This window comes from Alistipes sp. cv1 (assembly GCF_900240235.1).
GTDB classification, from domain to species: domain Bacteria; phylum Bacteroidota; class Bacteroidia; order Bacteroidales; family Rikenellaceae; genus Alistipes_A; species Alistipes_A hominis.
Genome location: NZ_OEPW01000005.1, coordinates 203250 through 226649 on the forward strand (window position 1 = coordinate 203250; position 23400 = coordinate 226649).

Here is a 23400-nt window from a genome sequence, read left to right on the forward strand (position 1 = left end):
TTTGTTAGATTTAATTTACGGCGCTTTTCTGGTTCTGCGGAGAATAATCATTATATTTACCGCATAATTAGCGGAGAATATGTATATCCATCAACACACCGACTGGACGGATTTTCGTTGGGATAACGACGAGTTACTCCCTTTAATGGGACGTGTCAGGTACCTGCAAGGCAGGTTGCTCGGACAGATGGAGCACTTGGGTTTCCCTTTGCAGGCAGAGGCCGTGCTGACCACTTTGACGCTCGATGTACTGAAATCTTCCGAGATCGAAGGGGAGTTACTCAATCCCGAACAGGTTCGCTCGTCCATTGCCCGCCGACTCGGCCTGGAGGTTGCCGGGCTGGTGCATTCCCCGCGTCATGTGGACGGCGTTGTAGAGATGATGCTCGACGCCACACAGCGATACGATATGCCATTGACGAGCGAACGTCTTTTCGGATGGCACAACGCGCTGTTTCCGACCGGATTCAGCGGATTGTACAAAATCGAGGTTGCAAAATATCGCAGCGGTGAGATGCAGGTCGTCTCAGGGGCGATGGGCAAGGAGCGCGTGCACTATGAAGCGCCGGAAGCGTCGCGTGTGGAGGCCGAGATGACAGCTTTCCTGTCTTGGTTCAATGCGACATCGAATATCGATCCCGTAATAAAAGCGGCGATCGCTCATTTTCGGTTTGTGACCATACACCCGTTCGACGATGGGAACGGCCGTATTGCACGGGCGATTACCGACATGCAGCTCTCTCGCGGGGACGGGACTTCGCAGCGGTTTTACAGTATGTCGAATCAGATCTTGGCCGAACGCAAACGATATTACGAGATATTGGAGAAGACCCAGCACGGCGACAGCGACATCACCGAATGGATCGAATGGTTTCTGTCTTGCCTCGAACGTGCGCTGATCGGCAGTACCGAAGTCTTAAAATCGGTATTGGCGAAAGCCGAATTTTGGGAAACCCATAAACAAACGGCGCTGAACGAACGGCAGCGAAAGATGCTGAATAAACTGCTCGACGGATTCGAAGGCAAGCTCACCTCGTCGAAATGGGCAAAAATTACGAAAACGTCGCCCGATACCGCACTTCGCGACATCAATGATCTGATCGGCAAGGGGATTATCCGCAAAGAGGCCGATGGTGGCAGGAGTACGCATTATGAATTGGTTTGAATGTTTCCCGGCTGGTATTGCTCCTGTTTCCATTAGTAAAAGTTTCAAATAATAAATAGTTTCGATCGTTCGATTCGGAGCCGGAAAACTTTCCGGCTCCGAATCGTTTATGGAGTAGAACGTTCGTAACACAGGAACCTGTGATTGCCCGAAATTCCATTTCCTGATTCTAATCTGACATTGGGCTTATTGCTTTCCGGCCATAGACGGCCTGCCCCGGCCGTGGCGTACCAAACCCTCCGAAAGGTTGTTTCTTTGTCAGCGGAGCCGGCGATCCGTCTATCCGAACGAACGGACAGAACGGATTTCGCCATCCGACACGAGCCATGAAAGCCATGCTGATCCTGTTGTTCGGTTATCTGTTTCTGGAACGCTTCCTGTTCCGGGGCAGTCTCGGACGGCTGTTCGTTCGGGGATGGCGGCGACTGTTTCGTGACGGATGGAACGCCCTGAGCAGGGCGTTACGGCTTCCGGCCGGAAGAAGGGAGAAGCAGACACAGTTAACGTGCCGAGATTGCCCCGAGCTTCTCCCCGATTCCGGCTCGCTGGTTCCGCATGTAAGCTATGCGGTCGAGGCCGAGCCGCCGTACCACGAGCGTACGGAGTGGAAGATGCCGTCCAAGCAGCGCCTTCGCAGGGAACGCCCCGAAGGCACGGAAGAGATGATCGTCGGCACGTTCGACCCCGAGACGGGCGAAGAGATCGAACAGCGAAAAATCTCGCTGGCGGGATCGCAGTCCGTAAAAGAGGAGGTGTCCCGGACGCTGGACGCTCTGTTCGAACAGGAGTTCATGCCCGAACCGCCCGATACGGACCCCGTTTCTGCAAACGCCCCGAAAGAAAGCATGGCATAAGCTTATACGCTGATAGTTTTCCCTTTATTCATCACCCGCCGCCGAACTTTTCCGGTTTTCTGTACGTCGCCGTCTCTACTGTTTCCTATTCAGCCTGCTCTTTTCTTCTCTCTTACTTTCCCATTCATTCCCTTATCCGAATTACAGCAATCCGATCCGTCCGGCCTTCGGCCTGAGGACAGCACATGTCAAACCTTCAAATTTTTGCTCCATGCAAAAACAAGTTGTTTTCAAGCGGCTCGCCGCACTGTATTTTTTCGTGTCGTACGCCAGTCTGTGTCTGGCGCAGGGCAACGGCACTTCCGGCATCATGCAGGCCACTTCGATGGTGTCGTCCTACTTCGATCCGCTGACCAAGCTGATCTATGCCGTAGGGGCCGTCGTGGGACTGATCGGCGGCATAAAAGTGTACCAGAAGTTCAGCTCGGGAGATCCGGATACGTCAAAGACAGCGGCTTCGTGGTTCGGAGCCTGCATCTTCCTCGTTATCGCGGGAACCGTCCTGCGCTCCTTTTTCCTGTAAAACTATGACGGCTTACAACATCAACAAAGGCATCGGCCGCGAGGTCGAGTTCCATGGCCTGAAGGCCCAGTACCTGTTCTACTTCGCGGGTGGACTGCTCGGGGATTTTCTGCTGGTGATCGTGCTCTACATGATGAACGTCGGTCAGTTGTTCTGCATCCTGCTCGGCGTCGCGCTGGGCGCTGCGCTCGTGGCGCTCACCTTCCGGCTCAATGCCCGTTACGGCAGCTTCGGACTGCTCAAGGAGGCGGCCCGCAGACGCAGGCCCCGACGGATCGTCCACCGCAGGGATGTACGCCGGCTGCTTGTCCGCCCTTCCGTTCCGTTTCACCTTTAATTTCCGGACTTACGATGCGAAGCATACTGAAAACCGCAACATTGGAGAGCAAATTCCCGATCCTCTCCGTCGAGCAAGGGTGCATCCTCAGCAAGGAGGCCGACGTTACGGTCGCCTTTCGGGTAACGCTCCCGGAGCTCTTTACGGTCACGTCCGCCGAATACGAGGCGATGCACTCCTGCTGGGTCAAGGCGCTGAAGATTCTGCCGCCGCACACCGTCGTGCACAAGCAGGATTGGTTCATCGGGGAGCGTTACCGCCCCGAAGCGAATGAGACGCAAGAGAGCTTTCTTTCGCGCAGCTTCGAACGGCACTTTTTCGAACGTCCCTATCTGCACCACGATTGCTATCTGTTCGTTACGAAGACCACGCGCGAGCGGATGCGTACCCGGAGCGACTTCTCGACGCTCTGCCGGGGATTCCTCGTTCCCAAAGAGGTCCGCGACCCGGAAGCCGTAACCCGTTTTCTTGATGCCGTAAGTCAGGCCGTCGGTATTCTGAACGAGAGCGGCCTGTTCCGTCTGGAGCGTCTCACGACCGACGAGATCGCAGGAACTCCGCAGTGTACGGGCCTTCTCGGCCGCTACCTGGCCCTGAGCCGGAGCCCGCGGGCTGTACTCGAAGATATGCGCCTCGATCCGGGAGAGATGCACGTGGGCGACAAACGCCTCTGCCTGCATACGCTGAGCGATCTGGACGATCTGCCTCAAAGCGTTGAAACGGACGCCCGTTACGAGCGGCTTTCCACCGACCGGTCGGACTGCCGGCTCTCGTTCGCCGCACCGGTAGGACTGCTGCTCGGATGCAATCATATCTATAACCAGTTCGTGTTTCTGGACGATGCGGACGAGACCCTCCGCCGTTTCGAGCGGACGGCCCGCAACATGAACTCCCTGTCGCGTTACAGCCGGGCCAATGCGCTCAACAAGGAGTGGATCGACGCCTTTCTGAACGAGGCGCACGACGAGAGCCTGCTCCCGGTACGCTGTCATTGCAATGTGCTGTCGTGGTCGGAAAGTGCGGAGGAACTCAAGCGCATCCGCAACGAGGTCGGGGCCCAGCTCGCCCTGATGGGCTGTACGCCGCATCACAATACGGTGGACGTGCCTACGCTGTTTTGGGCTGCGATTCCGGGCAACGAGGCGGATTTCCCAGCCGAAGAATCGTTCCACACCTTTCTCGAACAGGCCCTCTGCTTCTTTACGGCCGAAACGAACTACCGCAGTTCGCCCTCGCCTTTCGGGATCAAAATGGTAGACCGTCTTACGGGCGTACCCGTACATCTGGACATTTCGGACGAACCGATGCGAAGAGGCACCATTACCAACCGCAACAAATTCGTTCTGGGCCCGTCCGGTTCGGGCAAGAGCTTCTTTACGAACCACATGATCCGGCAATATTGGGAACAGGGCGCTCATATCGTGCTGGTGGATACGGGAAACTCCTACAAGGGACTCTGCGAGCTGATCCGCAGCAAGACCCGGGGCGAGGACGGGGTGTATTTCACTTACACGGACGCCGAACCGATTACCTTCAACCCGTTCTATACGGCCGACGGCCTGTTCGACATCGAGAAACGGGAGTCGGTCAAAACGCTGATCCTGACCCTGTGGAAACGGGACGACGAACCGCCGTCGCGTTCCGAAGAAGTCGCGCTGTCGAATGCCGTAAACCTCTATCTGGAGCATATCGGCCGACACCCCGAACACAAGCCCTCCTTCAACGGTTTCTACCGATTCGTAGGACGGGACTACCGCCGCCTGCTGCGCCAGAAAAACGTCCGGGAAAAGGATTTCGACATCGACAACTTCCTGACGGTGCTCGAACCTTACTACGAAGGCGGAGAGTACGACTACCTGCTCAACTCGGACAAGGAGCTGGATTTGCTTCATAAACGATTCATCGTCTTCGAGTTGGATAATATCAAAGATCACAAAATCCTGCTTCCGATCGTGACGATCATCATCATGGAAACTTATATCGGCAAGATGCGGAGGCTCAAAGGCGTGCGTAAGGTGATTCTGATCGAAGAGTGCTGGAAAGCCCTCACCTCGGCCAATATGAGCGAGTATATTCGCTACCTCTATAAAACCGTCCGTAAGTATTTCGGCGAGGCGGTCATCGTTACGCAGGAAGTGGACGACATCATCTCGTCGCCCATCGTCAAGGAGACGATCATCAACAACGCCGACTGCAAGATCCTGCTGGACCAGCGCAAATACATCAACAAATTCGATCAGATTCAGACCTTGCTGGGCCTGACGGAGAAGGAGAAGGCGCAAATACTCTCGATCAACCTTTCGAACGACCCTTCCCGACACTACAAGGAGGTGTGGATCGGATTGGGAGGCGTACAGTCGGCCGTCTATGCCACCGAGGTCTCGGACGAAGAATACTTATGTTACACCACTGAAGAGAGCGAAAAGGCCGAGGTGTTCGCTTTGGCCGAAAAGCTGGACGGCAATCTGGAGGCTGCGATCCGTCAGTTGGCCCGAAAACGCCGAATGAAATCCGATCCGCTATGAGAACCGTTCGTATAACTCTCTATGCGCTCTGCCTGTGCGCGTTTGCAGCGGCCGTCGTGTTCCTCGTGCGGGAATACCGGAAGACCGAACGCCTCGATGCGGTATGCGGGGTATGGATCGCCGCGGATAACCGTTCCACCCTCCGGATCGAGCGGTACGGACGCAAGCACCTGATCGTCGTAAAACGCCTCGACGGACGCGGCCGTATCCGGGAAGCGTGTCACGAACTTTTCTACCGGGGCTGTATCGGTTATCGAAACGCCTCGGGCCGGCGCGTCGATCTGTTCACTACGCCCCGCAAGGATGCGCTGCTGATGATTCCCGGCGGCAGTTACCGTCGCCTGTCTCTCGAAACGAACCCTTAAAACCCTTATAATCCATGGCAAAAAGAAAAAACGAAGCCGGGGAGTTTCCCGGACTGTTGGCCCTGATGCGTCGGGGCATAGACTTCGGAAATTTGTTCGTCGATACGGCGGCTTCCCTGTGCGACGAGACGCAGAACGACCGGATCTGCGGCAGTTGGATCGCCCGCGAGGGCAACCGCGGTCTGTTGATCCGCAAGCAGGGGGCGGGCTATACGGCCCTGCTGTGCGACACCTCGCGCTGTTACAAGCAGATCGAGCGGGAGCTATACGTCGTCTTCCGGCGCGGCCGTCTGACAGTGCTCGCCGACGACGGTTCCCCGGGCAGCGAACAGTTCTGTTACGATTCCCACACCGGGCTGCTGAGAGCCGGTACGCTCGGCCTGTTCGAAGCCGAGGACGAGGTATTGCGCCGCGCGGCATGTGAAACCGATTTTAACCGATTCTCCTATGACGAAATCTAAGAAATACGGCCAGATCCTTCATGCCATCGACTCGATGCTCAGTATGTTGAGCACTCCCCGGCACGAGTTCGTGCGAATGGAAGCCTCCGATCGGGAGGCCCTGTGCGGCGTGTGGAAACAGACCGAAGAGGGTTCCGTGAGTCAGGTATGCGAACAGCAGGGCCGTTTTTACTGGGTGAGGCGCAGCGGCAATCCGCTCAATGGACATCGGCGTACGCGAAGTATCGAAATCATGCAGGACGCCGAAGGAAACCTCTTCTTAGACGACTTTCGTGAAAGCGCCCTGCTGCTCGACCGGGACGAAGACCGGATGCAGATCGAGGGATACGGCACATTCAAACGACAAAACGGATAACCATGAAAAAGAGAACCGAACGCGTGCTCCTCTGCCTTTTCGTTCTGCTGTGCGGCACGAAGGCGAGCGCCCAATGGACCGTATTCGACCCGTCTAATCTGGTGCAGAGCATCATCAACTCGACCAACGAGATGGTCGAGACCTCCTCTACGGCGGCCACGATGCTTAAGAACTTCGAGGAGACCGCCCGCATTTACCAACAGAGCAAGCAATATTACGACAAACTCAAAAGCGTCAGCAACCTGGTCAAAAACGCCCGCAAGGCACAGCAGTGCGTTCTGCTGGTCGGTGAGATATCAGACATCTACATGGACGGCTACCGACGGATGCTCTCCGACGATAACTTTTCGCAGAAGGAACTTTCGGCGATCGCCTACGGATACACCCGGCTGTTGCAGGAGAGCACCCATGCCTTGCAGGATCTGAAGGAGATTGTCAATCCAACGGAGATGAGTATGACCGACAAGGACCGCCTCGACGTCATCGAACGGGTTCATGCCGGGCTGCTGCGCTGCCGGAGCCTCACGGCCTACTATACGCGCAAAAACATCTCGGTATCCCTGCTGCGCTCGCGCAAAAAGGATAATACGGAGCGTATCATGGCCCTTTACGGAGGCAGCGAAGGAGAAAAGTATTGGTAAGAACGCTTGATAACGAACGGATATGCTTTTACCGCTTTCGATTCCCGACAATATGCATGCCTTGTTGCGGATGCTTTACGACGATATGATGCCTCTGTGCGGTCACATGACCCGCATCGCCTCGGCGATCGCCGGACTCGGCGCTCTGCTCTACATCTCCTACCGCGTCTGGCAGTCGATGGCCCGGGGCGAAGCCATCGACCTTTTTCCGCTGCTGAGGCCCTTCGCGCTGGGGCTGTGCATCATGCTCTTTCAGCCGCTCGTGCTGGGCGGACTGAACGGAATACTCAGCCCCGTCGTGACGGGAGCGCACCAGTTGCTGACCGACCGCACGCTCGACATGCGGCGATACCAGCGGCAAAAGGACGATCTGGAACGGGAAAGCCTCGCGCGAAATCCCTCTACGGCCTATTACGTCTCCGACGAGGAGTTCGACCGGCAGATCGGAGAACTGGGATGGTCTCCCGAAGACCTGAACGCGATGGAGAATATGTACGAAGAACGCGCCTCTTTCAGCCTGCGCTCGCTATGCGTAAGCGCATTCCGCTGGCTGCTCGAACAACTGTTCGAGATCGCGTCGGTCATCGTCGATATTATCCGGACGTTCTACCTGATCGTGCTTTCGATTCTCGGACCGCTGGTGTTCGCCGTATCGGTCTTCGACGGCTTCCGGGACTCGCTGGTACACTGGTTCGCCAAGTACGTCAGCGTATATCTCTGGCTGCCCGTCGCCGATATTTTCGGCGCGGTGCTGGCCCGTATCCAGACGCTTTCGCTGCAACAGGACATGGACCGTATGCTCGTCGATCCTTTCTATTTCGTGGACTCCAACAACTCGATCTACATTCTGTTCATGGTCGTGGGGATCATCGGCTACTTCACCATTCCTTCGGTGGCGGGATGGGTCGTACAGGCTTCCGGCTTCGGAGCCTACAACCGCAAGCTCAACGCCGCCGGCATGAAAGCCAAGAACCTCGTTACGGGAACCGCCGGATACGCATGGGGCAAGACGGCTCATCTGTGGAAATCCATGACGGCCAAGCCCCCGTCCGCCGCTTCCCGAAAATCTTAAATTTATGGAATTCAAAAGTCTGAAAAACATCGAAACCGGGTTCCGGCAGATCCGCCTGTTCACGCTGGTCTTCCTCGCGCTGTGCGCGGCCGTAACCCTTTGCGCCGTATGGATGTCGTACCGCTATGCCGAGGCCCAGCGCGAGAAGATCTACGTGCTGGATCAGGGCAAGAGCCTGATGCTGGCCCTTTCGCAGGATCTCCGGCAAAACCGGCCCGTCGAAGCCCGCGAGCATGTGCGCCGCTTTCACGAGCTTTTCTTCACCTACGGTCCCGAAAAGTCGGCGATCGAAGGCAATGTCAACCGCGCCCTGCTGATGGCCGACCGCAGCGCGATGAACTACTACAAGGTACTGATGGAGAAAGGCTATTTCAACCGCCTGATCGCGGGAGGCATTCTCCAGACCACGCAGGTAGACAGCGTAGTGTGCGACATGAATGCGTATCCCTACCGGGCCCGCGCCTATGCCACGCAGAAGATCGTGCGCGAGAGCACCGTTACCGAACGGTCGCTCGTAACTACTTGTACGCTGATCGACGCCGTGCGTTCGGACGCCAATCCGCAGGGATTCCTGATCGGAAACCTGACGGTCGTCGAAAACAAAGACCTCCGCACCTATGACCGCTAAAGAATGGATGAAAGTGCCGCGTGCGCTTCGGGATCATGCCATAGGAAAGTGCGCCTCCCTGCTCGAAGAGCTTTCGCCCCGGAAACGTACGGCCGCAGCCGCAGCGATGATACTCGTATTGGCCGGACTCTGCCTGTCCATGCTCTTGGGCGGAACGGAGCCGGAGGCCGGGACTCCTTCTATGGGCACGGCAATCGAAACGGTAAGATAACCTTTGAAAATATCGAATGATGAACGAGAAAACGGAAGAACGTCCCGAGAGCCGCACGCAGACGGCCGGGACGGAAAATAAAGAGCGAAAGCGCACCGATCCGCAGCGGCAGGCGCAAAAGAGAACCGCCGTGGCCGCCCTGCTGATGCTCATTCCCTTTTGCGCTTTCATGTACCTGATCTTCGGAGGCACGGACGCCGGGGAGGAACCCGGCACGGGCGGGATCAATACGACGATTCCGGACGGGAAGGTGCAGCGGATCGAAGCCAGCCGGCAGAAAGCCGCCGAAAAGGTGGAAGCCGAGGCGCTCGCCGGGAATAAGATACAGTCTCTCGGAGAGGCGGTATCGCTTCCCGAACCGGACAGCGCGTTACGGATAACGACGTCGCTGCCTGCGGGCGGTATCGACCGTTCGCAGGACGCCCATCGGGAGATGGCCCGGCAGATCGAATCGTTTTACAGCGATCCGGCTCCGGCGCCGCGCACCGCAGATCTGGAGCGGGAGCTCGAACGGCTGCGCGGAGAGTTGGCCGCGAAAGAGGCCGCCGAGAGCCTTGCCCGCCCCGATCCGATGGAACTGGTCGAAAGGCAGTACGCTTTGGCCACGAAGTATTTCGAGACGCCCGAAAAGGCGCGGACGGAAATGCCGGCGGCAAGAGGCGACCGGGTTCCGGTCACGAAAGTGCGGCGTCCCCCGAGTCGGATCGTATCGACGCTGGCCCGTCCTTCGGAGGATTCCGCAGCCGCCGCAGAGAACACCCCGCCGCGTAATTCCGGATTCCACACCCCGGTAGGCGCTTCGGACGCCTTGCCTGCGAACGCCATTCGGGCCTGCATCGCCGAGGACCAGACCGTAAACGGGAATGCGCGGCTGAAACTGCGGCTGCTCGAACCCCTGATGGCCGGCGAAACGGAAGTGCCGGAAAACACGGTACTTTATGCCGCAGGAAGGATCGACGGGCAGCGCCTGTCGGTCGTCGTCACCTCGATCGAATACGGGGGCAGCATCATTCCGGTCGCTCTTACGGCCTACGATACGGACGGGCAGGCCGGGCTCTATATCCCCAATACGGCGGAACGCACGGCGCTCAAGGAGGGAGCCGCCAGTATCGGGGCCGGTCTGGGCACGAGCATATCCTTCGCCCGCAGCGCGGGACAGCAGGTCGCAATGGACGTCGTGCGCGGCGTAATGAGCGGCGGATCGCAGTACCTCGCCTCGAAGATGCGGGAAGCGAAGGTATCGGTCAAAGCCGGGTACGGCGTTCTTCTGATTTCCGAACAGTAAACCGAATCGATATTATGAAACATCTATCGTTTGCAGCGGCGCTGGCGCTCCTCTTCTGTACGGAAGTACGGGCACAGGATACCGTCCGCACGTTTTCACAGCGGCAGGTCGTGGAGCCCTGCCGGGTGGAGGTCGCTTTCAGCAAAACGCTCCACATCCTTTTCCCCTCGGAGGCGGTCTATGTCGATCTGGGGAGTCTCGACCTGATCGCGGACAAGGCGGACGGGGCGCGGAACGTCGTGCGCGTCAAAGCCGCGAAACAGGGCTTCGAGGGAGAGACGAACTTCTCGGTCATCACGGCCGACGGATGCTTCTACTCTTTCACGGCGGTCTATTCCGAGAATCCCTCCCGACTCAACATCGAGATGGAGGACTGGCTGCACAAAGATCCCTACTCGGATTTTGCAAATCGGCAAATGTATATACGTCTCGATGAATTATCCGGGGAGACGCCCCTTACGGTCAACCGGATCATGTACACGATTCTCAGGCGGAACGCCTGGGATATCCGAAGCGTCGGCAGCAAGCGTTTCGGAATGGAGGTACTGCTGCGCGGAGTCTACGTGCACGGCGATCTGTTCTATCTGCACGTGCTGATGCGGAACCGTTCGAAGGTGGCTTTCGACATCGACTACATACGCTTTAAGGTCTGCGACCGGAAAACGGCACGCCGGACGGCCGTGCAGGAGACCTTCGTGAACCCGGTACGGGTATTCGACGAGATCACGCGCGTGGATGCGGAGGCTATGGTAAGGAACGTATTCGTGTTCCGCAAGTTTACGATTCCGGACGATAAGGTGCTGGTCATGGAGGTTTACGAGCGGGGCGGCGGACGTCACCTGCGCTTCGAGATCGAAAACGGCCGTCTGGTCGGAGCGCGTGAGATGGATGAACTGAAAATCGAATAGGCGATGCGAAGGAGAATTTTTATTCTGCTGGCCGCAGCAGGACTGTTGGGGCCGGCGACCGAACTATCCGCACAGCGGTGTCTGCCCGGACAGACGGGCGTTCAGCTCGGCGGGGGCGCTTGCGGCGGTTTCCTGCTGCGTGACGGATACGGAGCGTGGAGCTTTCATGCGGAACTGTCGGTAGTCCGCTATGTCCGGAAAACCCGTTACTGGGAGTTCGGAGCCGGGTATCTGAGAAAGGACTACCCGTACCGGGAAGCGATGCTGCCCAAAGAACAGTTTACGGCTGGGACAGGATACTTCGTTCCCGTTGCGCGTGACCGCCGGGACAACTTTCTGGTAACGGCGGGGCTCTCCGGGCTGTTGGGGTACGAGACGGTCAACCGGAGCGGGAAGCAGCTCTATGACGGGGCTACGTTGGTCAGCGGAAACGGTTTCGTCTACAGCGGGGAGATCGCCCTGAGAGGCGAAGCGTATCTGTGCGACCGGGTGGCGCTGTTGCTGACGCTAAGAGAGCGGGTAACGGGCGGATCGTCCGTCGCCCGCTTTCATACGCTGCTGGGCGCGGGGCTGAGGATTATGATTCATTAGAAACGAAAAAAATGGAAACCGTTATGGTAAAGACGATAGCGGCCGGCTGTACGGTCTTGCTGACCGCGCTGGCGCTTTGGGCCTGCAACGATAAAATCGACGTGAAGCAGGCTTATCCCTTCCGGCTGACCTCGTGGCATCTGCCCGAAGAAATCGCCGAAGGGGAAAACGTGGAGATCCGCCTGACACTGACAAGGGAGGGGGATTTCCACGATGCGGAGTATTACATCGGGTACATCCAGATGAAAGGCAAAGGCGAAGTGACGGACGACGAGGGAACGCTGCTGGTAAACCGCGAGCTCCATGCGCTGGACGATATGGCCGGGATCGACCGGAGCGATCCGATGCGGCAGGTGTTCACCCTGTGGTATCGCAGCCTGTCGGACAAAAACGCCGAGATACGGTTCATCGTCCGGGACAATTTCGGACAGCAGACCGAACTGACCGTAAGTTTCGACGTCGGGCGGAAAGAACAGCAGACGGAATAAAAGCAAGCGCAGGGAAACTGTCGAATGGCAGAAGAATTTTCTTCCGCCATTATTGCTTTAAATATTTAGTTCTTTGTATTTTAATATTTTATCGTTATATTTAGGGTGTATAAACAATCCCATTCAAAATGAAATACCATATTATCATCTGCGCCATCCTGAAAGACGAAACGCCCTATCTGGTCGAATGGGCGGAGCATCACCTCGGCATCGGGGTCGAGCATTTCGTCCTGTACGACAACAACAGCGTGATCCCTGCCAAACAAACCCTCGAAGCGTATGTCCGGAAAGGAGTCGTAGAGGTTATCGACTGTCCGATAACCAATACCCCGCAGGTAAAAGCCTATTCTCATTGCCTTTTCAATATGCACGACCGGGCCGATTGGATCGCATACATCGACATAGACGAGTTTATCGTCCTGAAAAAGCATCGGGACATCCACGCTTTTCTGGCCGATTACGACGAATATGCGGGAGTCTGTCTGAACTGGGTGATCCATACGGCCAACGGCCATATCGAAAAACCCGAAGGACCGGTCATGCAGAATTATACGGAACCGCTGCCCTACGACTTCCCTGCGAACCGCCATGTGAAAAGCATTGTCCAACCCGTAGGAGTCGGTATTGTCGTTTCGTCGCATTACGCCTTATACAGTGATGACTATTATGCGGTAAACGAAAAGCACCGGCACGTTCCCGGAGCCTTCAGCGAGTTCTCGAACGAGATCGCCCAGATAAACCACTATCAGACCAAAAGCTTCGAAGAGTGGCTCGACAAGGTGAAGCGGGGAATCGCGGACTCCAACTTCAACCGCCGGAAAGTCGAAGACTTCTGGCATTTCAATCCCCAGATGCTGCATTTAAAACGGCAAGTCGAGCAGCAGTATCAAGATAAAATCCGAGCGATCGGTCGATAATTACTCTGATTTAACGATTTTATCGGTTTAAGAGTTCCGTTCGCCTTATAAAGCGGACAGCAACTGTACGAACAACGAATACTATTTTTCAATGGTTTTCTGTTGTTTTTGGGTCATGTAATCCAGATATTCGGATAAAGGTTCCAAACCCATCTCTTTTCGGTATTTATCCTGTTTTGTCGAATAAATTAAACATCGAATCATCATTGCAAATAACAATCTCATCTGCTGAGGTGATTGATAATAGATTTTAACTCTTCAAGGACATATTTCCCAAATAAGTAAGCATATAGAGCAATTGATATTTCCGACGCAACAATTGTATCAATTTGTGTGGGAAAATGTCGATAAAAGTATGCTCGCACCTAATATGTTTTATTTGGCTTTATATAAAGCATAAAAAAAGTTCTCAGATTTTGCATTTTATCATAAAACCCTTAATTTTAAAGGTGGTAACGTGCAAAAATATAAATATAATTACAATGAATTTATTTTAAATAATTTAAATAATGAAATTCCCACACTTTCTACAATTGGATACAATGGATTGTGGCCCTACATGTCTTAGGATGATTGCCAAATTCTATGGCAAAAGTTATTCATTGAGGTCGTTACGTGCCAAGTGTCACATTACCCGTGCCGGAGTATCCATGCTGGGAATAAGCGATGCGGCGGAATCGTTAGGTTTTAGAACGAAAGGCGTTAAGATTACATGGGAACAATTGCGCGATGAAGTTCCTTTACCTTGTGTGGTCCATTGGAATCAGCAGCATTTCGTTGTTGTGTATGACATTAAAAAGAAAAAATGGAGGAACAACGAAGAGTTAATTTATGTATCCGATCCTGCACAAAGTAATCTTGTTTATCGCCGAGAAGAATTTCTAAAATGCTGGTATTCCACTGAGTCGAAAGAAGGTTCCCAAAAACAGGGAACGGCTTTGTTATTTGAACCGACTCCCAAATTCTATAATAACGAGGAGGAGAAAGAACCGGGACTCCGATTAAAGTATTTGCTTGGTTATTTACGACCTTACAGGCGTTTTATTTTTCAGCTATTTTTAGCCATGCTGACAGGCAGTGTCATCAGCCTGATTTTCCCTTTTATCACGCAATCCGTCGTCGATTTCGGTATCAACAACAGCAACCTGAATTTCATTATCGCGGCTTTGATCGCTCAGGTCGTACTGACTTTCGGCCAAACAGCAAACAGTCTAATTCAAAGCTGGTTGTCCCTTCATATCACGACCCGGATAAGTATTGCATTCATTTCCGATTTTTTAAGCAAACTCATGCGATTGCCTATCTCGTTCTTCGATGTGAAGATGTTGGGAGATATCATGCAACGTATAGGGGACAATAGCCGTATTCAATCTTTTTTAACCGGAACCTTGATCAGCATGGTCTTCTCTGCTTTCACCTTCGTCATATATTCCATTATCATGGCGAGCTATCATGCCGGCATATTGGCTATATTTCTTGCCGGCAGCCTGTTGTATGCATGCTGGGTTTTGGTCTTTTTGAAACAGCGCAGGAAACTGGACTATAAACGTTTCCAGCAGGCGGCGGACAATCAAAGCAGTATCGTGCAGATGATCAATGGAATGCAGGAGATCAAACTCAACAACTGCGAAAAGCAAAAGCGTTGGGAATGGGAACGGATTCAGGCTAAACTTTATAAAATATCCATTCAATCGATGACTTTAGGACAAACCCAGCAGGTCGGAGGATTATTCATCGACCAGACAAAAAATGTTTTCGTTTCGTTTTTGGCTGCCAAAGCGGTAGTTGACGGAAACATGACGTTAGGTATGATGATGGCCATGCAATACATATTGGGGCAGTTGAACGGTCCCATTTCTCAGTTTATCGGATTCATTCAGGAGGCGCAGGATGCAAAAATCAGTACGGAACGATTGAACGAGATCAACGACATGGATGACGAGGAACCTGCCGAGGAGGATAAAATACAGGATATCCCAGCACACAAGGATATCGTATTGAAAGACGTGATGTTCCAGTACGAAGGTCCTCATTCAGAAAAAGTATTGGACGGTATCAATCTGACTATACAAGCAAATAAAGTGACTGCGATCGTAGGGATAAGCGGCAGCGGGAAAACGACTCTGTTAAAATTGATGTTAGGTTTTTACCAACCGATCGAAGGCGAAATCACCTTGAACGGTATTCCGATCAAACGATACAGCGATTCGAAGTGGAGACGGAACTGCGGTGTCGTTATGCAGGAAGGCTATATTTTTTCCGATTCTTTAGAATGCAATATTGGAGTCGTTGATGAAATCCCGGACCTGGAAAAAGTTCAGAATGCAGTAAAAACAGCCAATATTGAAGATTATGTGGAAAGTCTGCCTTTGAGGTACGACACCAAAATCGGGGCAGACGGACAAGGTTTAAGTACAGGCCAAAAGCAACGCATCCTGATAGCTCGCGCAGTTTATAAAGACCCCGCATATATATTTTTCGATGAAGCGACCAATTCGTTGGATGCCAACAATGAGAAAACGATTATGGATAATATGAAACTGTTTTTTAAAGATAGAACCGTCGTCGTCGTCGCCCATCGTTTAAGCACGGTAAAAAATGCAGATACGATCGTTGTGTTGGAGAAAGGGAAAATCGTCGAGCAAGGCAATCATACGGAACTGATAGCCCATAAGGGCGCTTATTTTAATCTGGTAAAAGACCAGCTGGAATTAGGGAATTAACAAACGAGAGGACCGATTATGCCGAGACCTATATACAGCGACGAAGTGCAGGAAATCATGGGGCGTATTCCCGGATGGGTCGTCCGATGGGGACTATCTGTGATTTTTGCTATATTTATTGTACTACTTGGCGTCGCTTATTTTTTTAAATATCCGGAAGTCGTCACATCTTCTATCGTACTGACCACGACGAATCCTCCGACCGAATTGATCGCTCGCTCTACCGGAAAGGTGGAACATATATTGGTTGAGAACGGTCAGTCCGTTCTGCCGAATGAATTGATCGCGGTATTGTTCAATACGGCCGATTATCGATCTGTCCTTCAATTGGAAAGGATATTGTCAGATTCCTTGTTTTCTTTGGTTACAGGGAATGCGTATTTCAAAAATGAAACAAATCAATTGGGAGAATTACAACCCTATTATGCAACGTTGGAAAAGATCTGTAAATCTTATAACCATTATTCGCAAACAGGAGCGATCCCTCAACAAAAAATTCAGATCGAGCAACAAATAAAAATGCTGTATGCGGGCTTACGAGCACAGGAAAAACAGTTGGCGATTCTTCAAAGAGACCTCCGGTTCGAACGAAACAATCAAAAGCGGGATTCCGTATTATTTCATTCACATGCATTGACGGAGGCTGATTACGATGCGAGCGTTCAGAAATTGCTTCAAAAAGAACTATCCGTTACATCCCAGCAAAATTCCATTATTTCAACAAAAACGAATATTCTGAGTCAGGAAAAACAATTGACGGATTTAACCATCCAATATGACAACGAGCAGAACGAATTCCAGTTACAGTTCGACGAACAACGTGCTCAGTTGTTGGCCCAAATCAAATTATGGAAAGATAAATATATATTGGAGACTCCAATCGCAGGGAAAATCACATTTACAAAATATTGGGCCGAAAATCAAAATATTATCACCGGAGATCGCTTGGCAACGATCGTACCCGAAGATTCTACGCAAATTATCGGGAGAATAACCATTCCATCCTCAGGACTCGGTAAAGTCGAAGTCGGGCAACAGGTCAATGTCAAACTGAACGGGTTTCCGTATATGGAGTACGGCTTGCTGAAAGGACGTTTGATTTCCATATCTTCCGTCCCGGAAACGATCAATCAAACGGAAATAGGTTATATAGGCGAAGTCGCATTTCCTCAGGGGATGGTATCCAGCTATAAAAATAAATTCCGTTTTATTCAGCAAATGGATGGAACGGCAGAAATTATCACGAAAGACACCCGTTTGATCGAACGCTTCGTTCAACCCATAGAATCTTTATTTAAAAACCATTAATACGGTCTGTTTATGCGTCTGTCTGTTGCCATGTGCACATATAACGGAGAAAAATATATTCGGGAGCAACTGATGTCTATCCGAAACCAAACATTACGGATCGATGAAATCGTTATTTGTGACGATTGTTCAGAGGATGACACCGTTGAAATAATCGAGAATTTGATTCGACAATACGATTTGCCGATCCGTTTACACATAAATACATGGAATCACGGTTTTCGAAAGAATTTCGAACAGGCTATTTGCCGTTGTTCAGGCGATATTATCTTTTTATCGGATCAGGACGACATTTGGCTGCCAACGAAAGTCGAAACCATTATCGGCTATTTTAACAGCAATCCGGATAAGGAGTTCGTCTTTACCAATGCCGCACTTGTCAACGCCGCAGGAATACCGAGTTATAATCAAACGCTTTTCGATGTGTTGGGATTGGATAAAGAAACCCTCGATCTGTTTGACAGAGGATATGAACTCGAAATGTTAAGTATATACTGCCGCGTAACTGGGGCTACATGTGCACTACGTGCGTCCATGATGCCGTATTGCATTCCTTTATCCAATATTGTCGCTCATGACGAAATGATCGCTATGGCATCCGCTTTCCGGAATAAAATAGGATACATCGCCCAATGTTTAATCAAATACCGGCAGCATGGAAAACAAACCATCGGTTTAAAAATGGCGATCAGACATCCCGGAGAGAAATGGGAGCACACCTCAAACATTATGATGTGGCATGACGCCCTGATAGAAAAAAATGACGAAAATACCCGTAAACGCCTGCGTTTTATTTACCGGCGTTTTTGGACCTTGCGCTCTCCATGGGCATTGCTTAGAATTGTCCGAATGTATGTTTCCGGACATTATAAAAAATATTATACGGATACGTCAGCCGTATTCTGGTGGGATGTCAGAACCGTATTTTTACGGATGTGGAACAAACTCCGATCGTTAAAAACATTGTCAATCATCTCAAAAAGAATGATATGAATTCGTCAGCATTAAAAATAATCAGCCAACATACGTATATGCCGTTAAAACGGATAGGACGTCATGCATATGAGTTTTTTCTGGCGGACATATGCTATTTGCCTTTACAGCTTAAAAAGAAACAATGGTCCGCAGATCGGTGCGTATTAACTTTCGATTATAAATGTTCTTCTTTTATCTCTCATATCGGGATTTATACAGAATCGAAAGAATTAATAATAGTCCGCAATATCGATGTAACTCAGAAATGGCGTTCTTTTTCAATCGACTTATCTGATTACAAGGACTTATTGCTGCAATACGCATTAACTTCTCATGCCGTTCTACAATTGATCGTAGCTCCGGTCATAGCTTCGGAGGCCGTTTTGTTTCAAATCAAGAATATCCGGTTGCGTTCCAGAACGTCCGATGAGCAGGAAAAAGCCGCTATAAAAGAAGACTACAAAAAACGTTTATCGCAGCAGAACATTATCTGCAAAGAAAGCTATTTATACGATTCTGTTTTTCCTAATGAGATCGACCGAATAGAAACGGATGAAAAAGAGATCAGGGTACAGGGGCAGATCGTTTCAAATCCATCTTTGACCGTTTGTTTATGCGAATTACCTATTTTCAAAGACGTGGCAGTGCATAATATGACAGAGATCACCGTGCTCTGTCCCGAAAATGGGCGCTTCGAAGTGTCGGTTCCTCGTATTACAAAATATGACGGAACACTTTACGATCGTATATATTCCCGTTGGTTTTTGGCTTATCGCAGCAACAACGAACTTTATCTATGTTCGTACGGTCGTTACACAACGAAGACTCGTACAGGACACCATTTCCCGCCACTCATTCCCAAGACGAAAAAAGGGCTGGGCGATTTTAAATACAACCATTTATATGCGGATTTGAAAGATCTCGGAATATCCTATATTTCATTCAATATCCGACTCAATAACTTTTTGCACCTTACTGCCGGCCTCGACCGTATTCCGTTCGAATATAATGGTAAGACATATTATGCCGATAAACGAAAAATTGAAAAATATGACAAAACGATCCGCTGCGCTGCCGAACACAGTATTGACGTATCGGCCGTTATTTTAGTTTATCCGGAACTATGGAGCCGCGACCTTCAGGTAGGACGCCTGCTGGAATATCCGGAATACAAGCGTTGCGGAGCTTATACCATGCCGAATTTGACTAATATTGACTCAGTTAATTTGTATGCCGCTGCTTTAGATTTTTTAGCGGCTCGTTACAATCGCCCGGACGGTAAATACGGTCGAATTCATAGATGGATCGTACATAATGAAGTCAACTCCGGAAGCGTATGGACGAATGCCGGCAACAAGACACTTGTCGAATTTATGGATATCTACGTCAAGTCCATGCGGATGGTCTACTATACGGCACGGAAATACGATGCGGACGCAGAAGTCTTCATATCGCTGGATCATTGTTGGAATCAAGAATATACCGAACCGCACTGTTATCCGGCCGCCGAAGTCATGGATACATTAATGGCTTACTGTAAAGCAGAAGGAGATTTTAAATGGGGAGTAGCGATTCACCCTTATCCGGAAAGTTTACTCGATCCCAAGTCTTGGCTCGATAAAAAGGCTACTTATTCACTCGATACGTCTTATGTCACATTTAAAAATCTGGAAGTACTGGATGATTGGATCAAGCATACGGCTTCTACTTATGAAGGGAAAAAACGGACATTGTTATTGTCGGAACAGAATCCCAATTCAATGGACTATACAGATGAGGCATTACAGGAACAAGCCGCAGGATTGGCTTATGCATGGAAAAAAATGGAGGTTTGCGACGGAATCGATGCCTACCTCGCGCATAGTTGGATCGATGCTCATTTTGAAGGTGGGTTGAAAACCGGACTGAGAAAATATTCTGATGACCCCGAAGATCCGTTCGGCACAAAACCTTCATGGGTAGTCTTTCGCGATGCCGGGACAGAAAATGAACCGCAGACTTTCGAATTTGCCAAAAGAATAATTGGGATTTCGTCGTGGAAGGAGATCGTGCATTCTGTAAACAAAACATTAAAACGGACATCTGATGAATAACAAGCAACCGATATTTACCGAAGCAAATCAAAAAAATATTTGGCAAAAGATAGACGAGATAGCTCTCGTACTAATGAGATTTGATCGGGATTGTGATCCGTTTTTGATGTACGGCGAAGCCGGCATTCAGTTGTTCTTATTTCATCGCTGTTTTGAACTGGACGACGAGGAGTGTTATGCAAAAGTCACTGATAAGTATTTTCAAAAAATCGACAATATCCATAAAAAAATTCTGTATATAAACGATCCTCAGGAATGCAATGCCTGTTTAGCCGACGGGCTAGGCGGTATAGGATGGATGCTCGATTATATGATTCGGTATCCCATGATTGAAGCGGATCTTTTCGATGTAATGGGAAGTGTAGATCCGAAAATTTTCCGTCGAATGATTTACGATATACAGGAAGATCGTTACGATCTGCTGCAAGGTGCTGCTGGTATCGCACTGTATTGCATGAACCGCAATGAAAGATTCCCCCGTGAATACTTAAATAGATTCATTGCGGAACTGTATAAAAGAATGACGCTCGGTAAATTGAATAACATTCAGGATTATAGCATCCCATCCGGCTTGTCGGGACTTTATTTGCTGGTTCGGAAAATACGGCTGAAATATCCGGATATGGATTATATAGCAGAGCTTGCGGATAATCTCGGAAATCAGTTGAAATGTCAGGCTATCTCACTGAAAAACACGTCGAATACACTTCCCGGTTGGAGCCAGTCGGAAGCCGGCGTACTATGGAGCCTTTTACACATTCCTGAAACAAGGGATAGGGCTCTGGAACAATGGGCACAATACGGGAAATTGCATCTTGAGCACGATCATGAATATCTGGAAGCCGGATTGTACGGAGGCAATTTCAGTCTCGGTCATCTGTTTAATCGAATATATCGGTTGTCTGGATGTTCGGAATTCCGGAAGTTATCGTCCGATTTTTTGCATCGGGGATTAAGTCATGCGAATTATACGGACAAAAAGACGGGTTATAGGTTATGGTACACGGGAATCAATGGCGTGTATGGAGTGCATTATGGATTGCTGGGCGGTCTGGCCGGAATCGGCTTGACGCTTCTGTCGGCGGTTTCCGAAAAAGAATCCGCTTGGGATGAATCGTTATTATTGACATAGACTATGTTCATCATAAGAAAAATAATTGTTTGCATCGGACTTTTTTTCCTGTGTATAAAATGTCTTGCACAGGAAAAATGGTCGCTTCAGCAATGTATCGATTATGCTTTGCAAAATAACGTGTCTATCAAAAAGGCCGAATTCAACAGCCAACTATCCGAATTGGACCTTAATACGGCTAAAAACAGCCGTTTGCCATCCGTTTCCGGAAGTTTAGGGCATACGAACTATTTCGGACGGGGACCTTCCCGTGACGGGACATATCAAGATAATAACCAAATGTCTACGAGCGGGAGCATTTCAGGAAGCATGACAATTTTCAACGGAATGCGTATAAAACACCAGATCAAAAGTCTGGCAGCCGGTTTCGAGGCGACATTGGAAGATCTTCAGAAAGCAAAGAACGATGTAATATTGAATATTACGGCTTACTACCTGCAAGTTCTCCAATACAAGGAGTTGGTTCGAATAGCTGCTTCCCAGGTCGAACTGAGCCGCTTGCAGGTGAACAGAAGTCAGCTATTCGTAGATAACGGGAAAATGCTGGAGTCGGAATTGTTGGAAAGCAAGGCTTCATGGGCGCAGGATAAATTGAACCAGACTCAGAACAATAACAATCTATCGATGGCTCTTCTGGAGTTAAGCCAAGCATTAAACAGAAAATCTTCGGCGGGTTTCGATGTTGCAGAACCATCCGGCGATGAACTGTTAAAAACCGCACTGCATAGCTTACGGTCATACGATACGACTTTGCTGTTCTCACGAATAGACGATCGTCCTGAAATTCGCTCCGCATCGTTAAACCTTCAAAGCAGTTGGCATAACCTTCGTATTGCCCAAGCGGCCAGATATCCATCGGTATCTTTATCCGGAGGTTATAGTAACAGTTATTACTATTCGTTTGTTACAGGGTATAATAACGCAGCATTCCGGCAACAACTTAAAAATAACGGAAGTGAGTATGTGGGTATAAATCTTTCCGTACCGATATTCAACGGACTGGCAACACGGAATCAGATTCGGGCCTCTCGTATCAATATCAAGCTTCAGGAGGCGGTCTTGGATGAAACTAAAATGGCGTTGCGTAAAGAGATCGAAATCGCCTTACAGAATGCAGAAAATGCCTATCAAAAATATTTGTCCGCACAAGAGTCCTACAAAGCCGCTTCGGAATCGTTCCGATATGAAAATGAAAAAATGAAAGTCGGACGGTCTACCGTTCTGGATTATAATAATGCCAAAACCAAGATGGAAAAATCCGAATCCGATATGATACAGGCAAAATATGAAGTTATATTCAATTGTGAGATTTTAGATTTTTACGCACAAGAAAGATTTGCAAACAATTAATTGATAAGGCTTTGGCAATACGCTTAGATATAATCAATTATCTGATAAAAGCCCGTCGTTATACTTCCTATCTTGAAATCGGAATGGATAACCCGGCTGTCCATTTTCAGAAGGTTCGATGCGCGGAAAAAGAATCGGTCGATCCGTATGATTTGGACAGTAGGTATTGTACAGACTGGACACAGGAAAAGTTAAAAGAGTATCTTCCTTTTCTGACCTACCGGATGACTTCGGATCAGTTTTTTTCGGCCTATCCTCAGAAAAAATACGATGTGATATTTATCGATGGGTTGCATCTCGAAAATCAGGTAGACCGGGATATATCCAATGCTTTGAAACATTTGAATCCGGGTGGGAGCGGTCATTGTACACGATTGTCTCCCGACAACTCCGCAATCCCAATCGGAAGAGAATCCGACGGGGGACTGGGTTGGAACGGTTTGGCGTTCCATTGTAAAATATACACTATACACACCATGTGACGTAAAAATAA

Annotated in this window: 24 protein-coding genes; all 24 read left to right on the forward strand. The window is 50.3% G+C overall.

Annotated features, from left to right (window positions below):
• Positions 1 to 79 precede the first annotated feature (79 nt).
• On the forward strand, positions 80 to 1165 hold the full coding sequence (locus C1A08_RS09500; protein ID WP_101572989.1) for a Fic family protein: 1086 nt from the start codon (positions 80 to 82) through the stop codon (positions 1163 to 1165).
• A 326-nt stretch (positions 1166 to 1491) separates the two neighbouring features.
• Positions 1492 to 2019 carry a hypothetical protein gene (locus tag C1A08_RS09505; RefSeq protein ID WP_101572992.1) on the forward strand — a complete coding sequence of 176 codons (528 nt, stop codon included), beginning with the start codon at positions 1492 to 1494 and terminating at the stop codon, positions 2017 to 2019.
• 211 nt (positions 2020 to 2230) lie between these two features.
• Positions 2231 to 2542, forward strand: a complete 312-nt coding sequence (locus C1A08_RS09510) for a DUF4134 domain-containing protein (RefSeq protein ID WP_101572994.1) — start codon at positions 2231 to 2233, stop codon at positions 2540 to 2542.
• 4 nt (positions 2543 to 2546) lie between these two features.
• Entirely contained in the window at positions 2547 to 2879 is a 333-nt protein-coding gene (locus tag C1A08_RS09515; RefSeq protein ID WP_101572996.1) for a DUF4133 domain-containing protein, read from the forward strand.
• A gap of 14 nt (positions 2880 to 2893) precedes the next feature.
• A complete protein-coding gene (locus tag C1A08_RS09520) occupies positions 2894 to 5404 on the forward strand; it encodes a TraG family conjugative transposon ATPase (RefSeq protein WP_101572998.1) in 2511 nt (836 codons plus the stop codon).
• Entirely contained in the window at positions 5401 to 5769 is a 369-nt protein-coding gene (locus C1A08_RS09525) for a hypothetical protein (protein WP_101573000.1), read from the forward strand. The genes C1A08_RS09520 and C1A08_RS09525 overlap by 4 nt, the downstream gene beginning before the upstream one ends.
• A gap of 14 nt (positions 5770 to 5783) precedes the next feature.
• Positions 5784 to 6230, forward strand: coding sequence for a hypothetical protein (locus tag C1A08_RS09530; protein ID WP_101573002.1), 447 nt, complete (start codon positions 5784 to 5786; stop codon positions 6228 to 6230).
• Positions 6217 to 6585, forward strand: a complete 369-nt coding sequence (locus C1A08_RS09535; RefSeq protein ID WP_101573004.1) for a hypothetical protein — start codon at positions 6217 to 6219, stop codon at positions 6583 to 6585. The genes C1A08_RS09530 and C1A08_RS09535 overlap by 14 nt, the downstream gene beginning before the upstream one ends.
• 2 nt (positions 6586 to 6587) lie before the next feature.
• Complete coding sequence (locus C1A08_RS09540; protein WP_101573006.1) at positions 6588 to 7226, forward strand: DUF4141 domain-containing protein; 639 nt, start codon at positions 6588 to 6590, stop codon at positions 7224 to 7226.
• Positions 7227 to 7248: 22 nt separating this feature from the next.
• Positions 7249 to 8298, forward strand: coding sequence for a conjugative transposon protein TraJ (gene traJ, locus C1A08_RS09545; protein ID WP_101573007.1), 1050 nt, complete (start codon positions 7249 to 7251; stop codon positions 8296 to 8298).
• Positions 8299 to 8302: 4 nt separating this feature from the next.
• Positions 8303 to 8926 (forward strand): conjugative transposon protein TraK, encoded by a 624-nt coding sequence (traK, locus tag C1A08_RS09550; RefSeq protein WP_101573009.1) that lies wholly within the window; start codon positions 8303 to 8305, stop codon positions 8924 to 8926.
• Positions 8916 to 9137 (forward strand): hypothetical protein, encoded by a 222-nt coding sequence (locus C1A08_RS09555; RefSeq protein ID WP_101573011.1) that lies wholly within the window; start codon positions 8916 to 8918, stop codon positions 9135 to 9137. The genes traK and C1A08_RS09555 overlap by 11 nt, the downstream gene beginning before the upstream one ends.
• A gap of 16 nt (positions 9138 to 9153) precedes the next feature.
• A complete protein-coding gene (gene traM / locus C1A08_RS09560; protein WP_101573013.1) occupies positions 9154 to 10422 on the forward strand; it encodes a conjugative transposon protein TraM in 1269 nt (422 codons plus the stop codon).
• Between the two features lie 14 nt (positions 10423 to 10436).
• A complete protein-coding gene (gene traN / locus C1A08_RS09565) occupies positions 10437 to 11330 on the forward strand; it encodes a conjugative transposon protein TraN (RefSeq protein ID WP_101573015.1) in 894 nt (297 codons plus the stop codon).
• A 3-nt stretch (positions 11331 to 11333) separates the two neighbouring features.
• Positions 11334 to 11921, forward strand: a complete 588-nt coding sequence (locus C1A08_RS09570; RefSeq protein WP_101573017.1) for a conjugal transfer protein TraO — start codon at positions 11334 to 11336, stop codon at positions 11919 to 11921.
• 11 nt (positions 11922 to 11932) lie between these two features.
• A complete protein-coding gene (locus tag C1A08_RS09575) occupies positions 11933 to 12409 on the forward strand; it encodes a TraQ conjugal transfer family protein (RefSeq protein WP_101573019.1) in 477 nt (158 codons plus the stop codon).
• A gap of 128 nt (positions 12410 to 12537) precedes the next feature.
• A complete protein-coding gene (locus C1A08_RS09580) occupies positions 12538 to 13326 on the forward strand; it encodes a glycosyltransferase family 92 protein (RefSeq protein WP_101573021.1) in 789 nt (262 codons plus the stop codon).
• Between the two features lie 509 nt (positions 13327 to 13835).
• Entirely contained in the window at positions 13836 to 16049 is a 2214-nt protein-coding gene (locus C1A08_RS09585; protein ID WP_101573023.1) for a peptidase domain-containing ABC transporter, read from the forward strand.
• Between the two features lie 18 nt (positions 16050 to 16067).
• Positions 16068 to 17357 (forward strand): HlyD family secretion protein, encoded by a 1290-nt coding sequence (locus C1A08_RS09590; protein WP_101573025.1) that lies wholly within the window; start codon positions 16068 to 16070, stop codon positions 17355 to 17357.
• A 12-nt stretch (positions 17358 to 17369) separates the two neighbouring features.
• Complete coding sequence (locus C1A08_RS09595; RefSeq protein WP_101573027.1) at positions 17370 to 18350, forward strand: glycosyltransferase family 2 protein; 981 nt, start codon at positions 17370 to 17372, stop codon at positions 18348 to 18350.
• On the forward strand, positions 18347 to 20425 hold the full coding sequence (locus C1A08_RS09600) for a DUF5722 domain-containing protein (RefSeq protein ID WP_101573029.1): 2079 nt from the start codon (positions 18347 to 18349) through the stop codon (positions 20423 to 20425). Before C1A08_RS09595 ends, C1A08_RS09600 begins: the two co-directional genes overlap by 4 nt.
• Entirely contained in the window at positions 20418 to 21557 is a 1140-nt protein-coding gene (locus C1A08_RS09605; RefSeq protein ID WP_101573032.1) for a lanthionine synthetase LanC family protein, read from the forward strand. Before C1A08_RS09600 ends, C1A08_RS09605 begins: the two co-directional genes overlap by 8 nt.
• A 3-nt stretch (positions 21558 to 21560) precedes the next feature.
• Complete coding sequence (locus C1A08_RS09610) at positions 21561 to 22907, forward strand: TolC family protein (RefSeq protein WP_101573033.1); 1347 nt, start codon at positions 21561 to 21563, stop codon at positions 22905 to 22907.
• A gap of 83 nt (positions 22908 to 22990) precedes the next feature.
• Positions 22991 to 23389, forward strand: coding sequence for a class I SAM-dependent methyltransferase (locus tag C1A08_RS13555; protein ID WP_373419260.1), 399 nt, complete (start codon positions 22991 to 22993; stop codon positions 23387 to 23389).
• Positions 23390 to 23400: the final 11 nt, after the last annotated feature.

What these genes read in the sequence shown, in the direction of transcription:
- C1A08_RS09525 (WP_101573000.1), top strand. Translation starts at nt 5,401, where the DNA reads ATGAGAACCGTTCGTATAACTCTCTATGCGCTCTGCCTGTGCGCGTTT.
- C1A08_RS09510 (WP_101572994.1), top strand. Translation starts at nt 2,231, where the DNA reads ATGCAAAAACAAGTTGTTTTCAAGCGGCTCGCCGCACTGTATTTTTTC.
- C1A08_RS09555 (WP_101573011.1), top strand. Translation starts at nt 8,916, where the DNA reads ATGACCGCTAAAGAATGGATGAAAGTGCCGCGTGCGCTTCGGGATCAT.
- traK (WP_101573009.1), top strand. Translation starts at nt 8,303, where the DNA reads ATGGAATTCAAAAGTCTGAAAAACATCGAAACCGGGTTCCGGCAGATC.
- traN (WP_101573015.1), top strand. Translation starts at nt 10,437, where the DNA reads ATGAAACATCTATCGTTTGCAGCGGCGCTGGCGCTCCTCTTCTGTACG.
- C1A08_RS09535 (WP_101573004.1), top strand. Translation starts at nt 6,217, where the DNA reads ATGACGAAATCTAAGAAATACGGCCAGATCCTTCATGCCATCGACTCG.
- traM (WP_101573013.1), top strand. Translation starts at nt 9,154, where the DNA reads ATGATGAACGAGAAAACGGAAGAACGTCCCGAGAGCCGCACGCAGACG.
- C1A08_RS09575 (WP_101573019.1), top strand. Translation starts at nt 11,933, where the DNA reads ATGGAAACCGTTATGGTAAAGACGATAGCGGCCGGCTGTACGGTCTTG.
- C1A08_RS09540 (WP_101573006.1), top strand. Translation starts at nt 6,588, where the DNA reads ATGAAAAAGAGAACCGAACGCGTGCTCCTCTGCCTTTTCGTTCTGCTG.
- C1A08_RS09570 (WP_101573017.1), top strand. Translation starts at nt 11,334, where the DNA reads ATGCGAAGGAGAATTTTTATTCTGCTGGCCGCAGCAGGACTGTTGGGG.
- C1A08_RS09610 (WP_101573033.1), top strand. Translation starts at nt 21,561, where the DNA reads ATGTTCATCATAAGAAAAATAATTGTTTGCATCGGACTTTTTTTCCTG.
- traJ (WP_101573007.1), top strand. Translation starts at nt 7,249, where the DNA reads ATGCTTTTACCGCTTTCGATTCCCGACAATATGCATGCCTTGTTGCGG.
- C1A08_RS09580 (WP_101573021.1), top strand. Translation starts at nt 12,538, where the DNA reads ATGAAATACCATATTATCATCTGCGCCATCCTGAAAGACGAAACGCCC.
- C1A08_RS09590 (WP_101573025.1), top strand. Translation starts at nt 16,068, where the DNA reads ATGCCGAGACCTATATACAGCGACGAAGTGCAGGAAATCATGGGGCGT.
- C1A08_RS09500 (WP_101572989.1), top strand. Translation starts at nt 80, where the DNA reads ATGTATATCCATCAACACACCGACTGGACGGATTTTCGTTGGGATAAC.
- C1A08_RS09520 (WP_101572998.1), top strand. Translation starts at nt 2,894, where the DNA reads ATGCGAAGCATACTGAAAACCGCAACATTGGAGAGCAAATTCCCGATC.
- C1A08_RS09505 (WP_101572992.1), top strand. Translation starts at nt 1,492, where the DNA reads ATGAAAGCCATGCTGATCCTGTTGTTCGGTTATCTGTTTCTGGAACGC.
- C1A08_RS09585 (WP_101573023.1), top strand. Translation starts at nt 13,836, where the DNA reads ATGAAATTCCCACACTTTCTACAATTGGATACAATGGATTGTGGCCCT.
- C1A08_RS09605 (WP_101573032.1), top strand. Translation starts at nt 20,418, where the DNA reads ATGAATAACAAGCAACCGATATTTACCGAAGCAAATCAAAAAAATATT.
- C1A08_RS09515 (WP_101572996.1), top strand. Translation starts at nt 2,547, where the DNA reads ATGACGGCTTACAACATCAACAAAGGCATCGGCCGCGAGGTCGAGTTC.
- C1A08_RS13555 (WP_373419260.1), top strand. Translation starts at nt 22,991, where the DNA reads ATGGATAACCCGGCTGTCCATTTTCAGAAGGTTCGATGCGCGGAAAAA.
- C1A08_RS09600 (WP_101573029.1), top strand. Translation starts at nt 18,347, where the DNA reads ATGAATTCGTCAGCATTAAAAATAATCAGCCAACATACGTATATGCCG.
- C1A08_RS09595 (WP_101573027.1), top strand. Translation starts at nt 17,370, where the DNA reads ATGCGTCTGTCTGTTGCCATGTGCACATATAACGGAGAAAAATATATT.
- C1A08_RS09530 (WP_101573002.1), top strand. Translation starts at nt 5,784, where the DNA reads ATGGCAAAAAGAAAAAACGAAGCCGGGGAGTTTCCCGGACTGTTGGCC.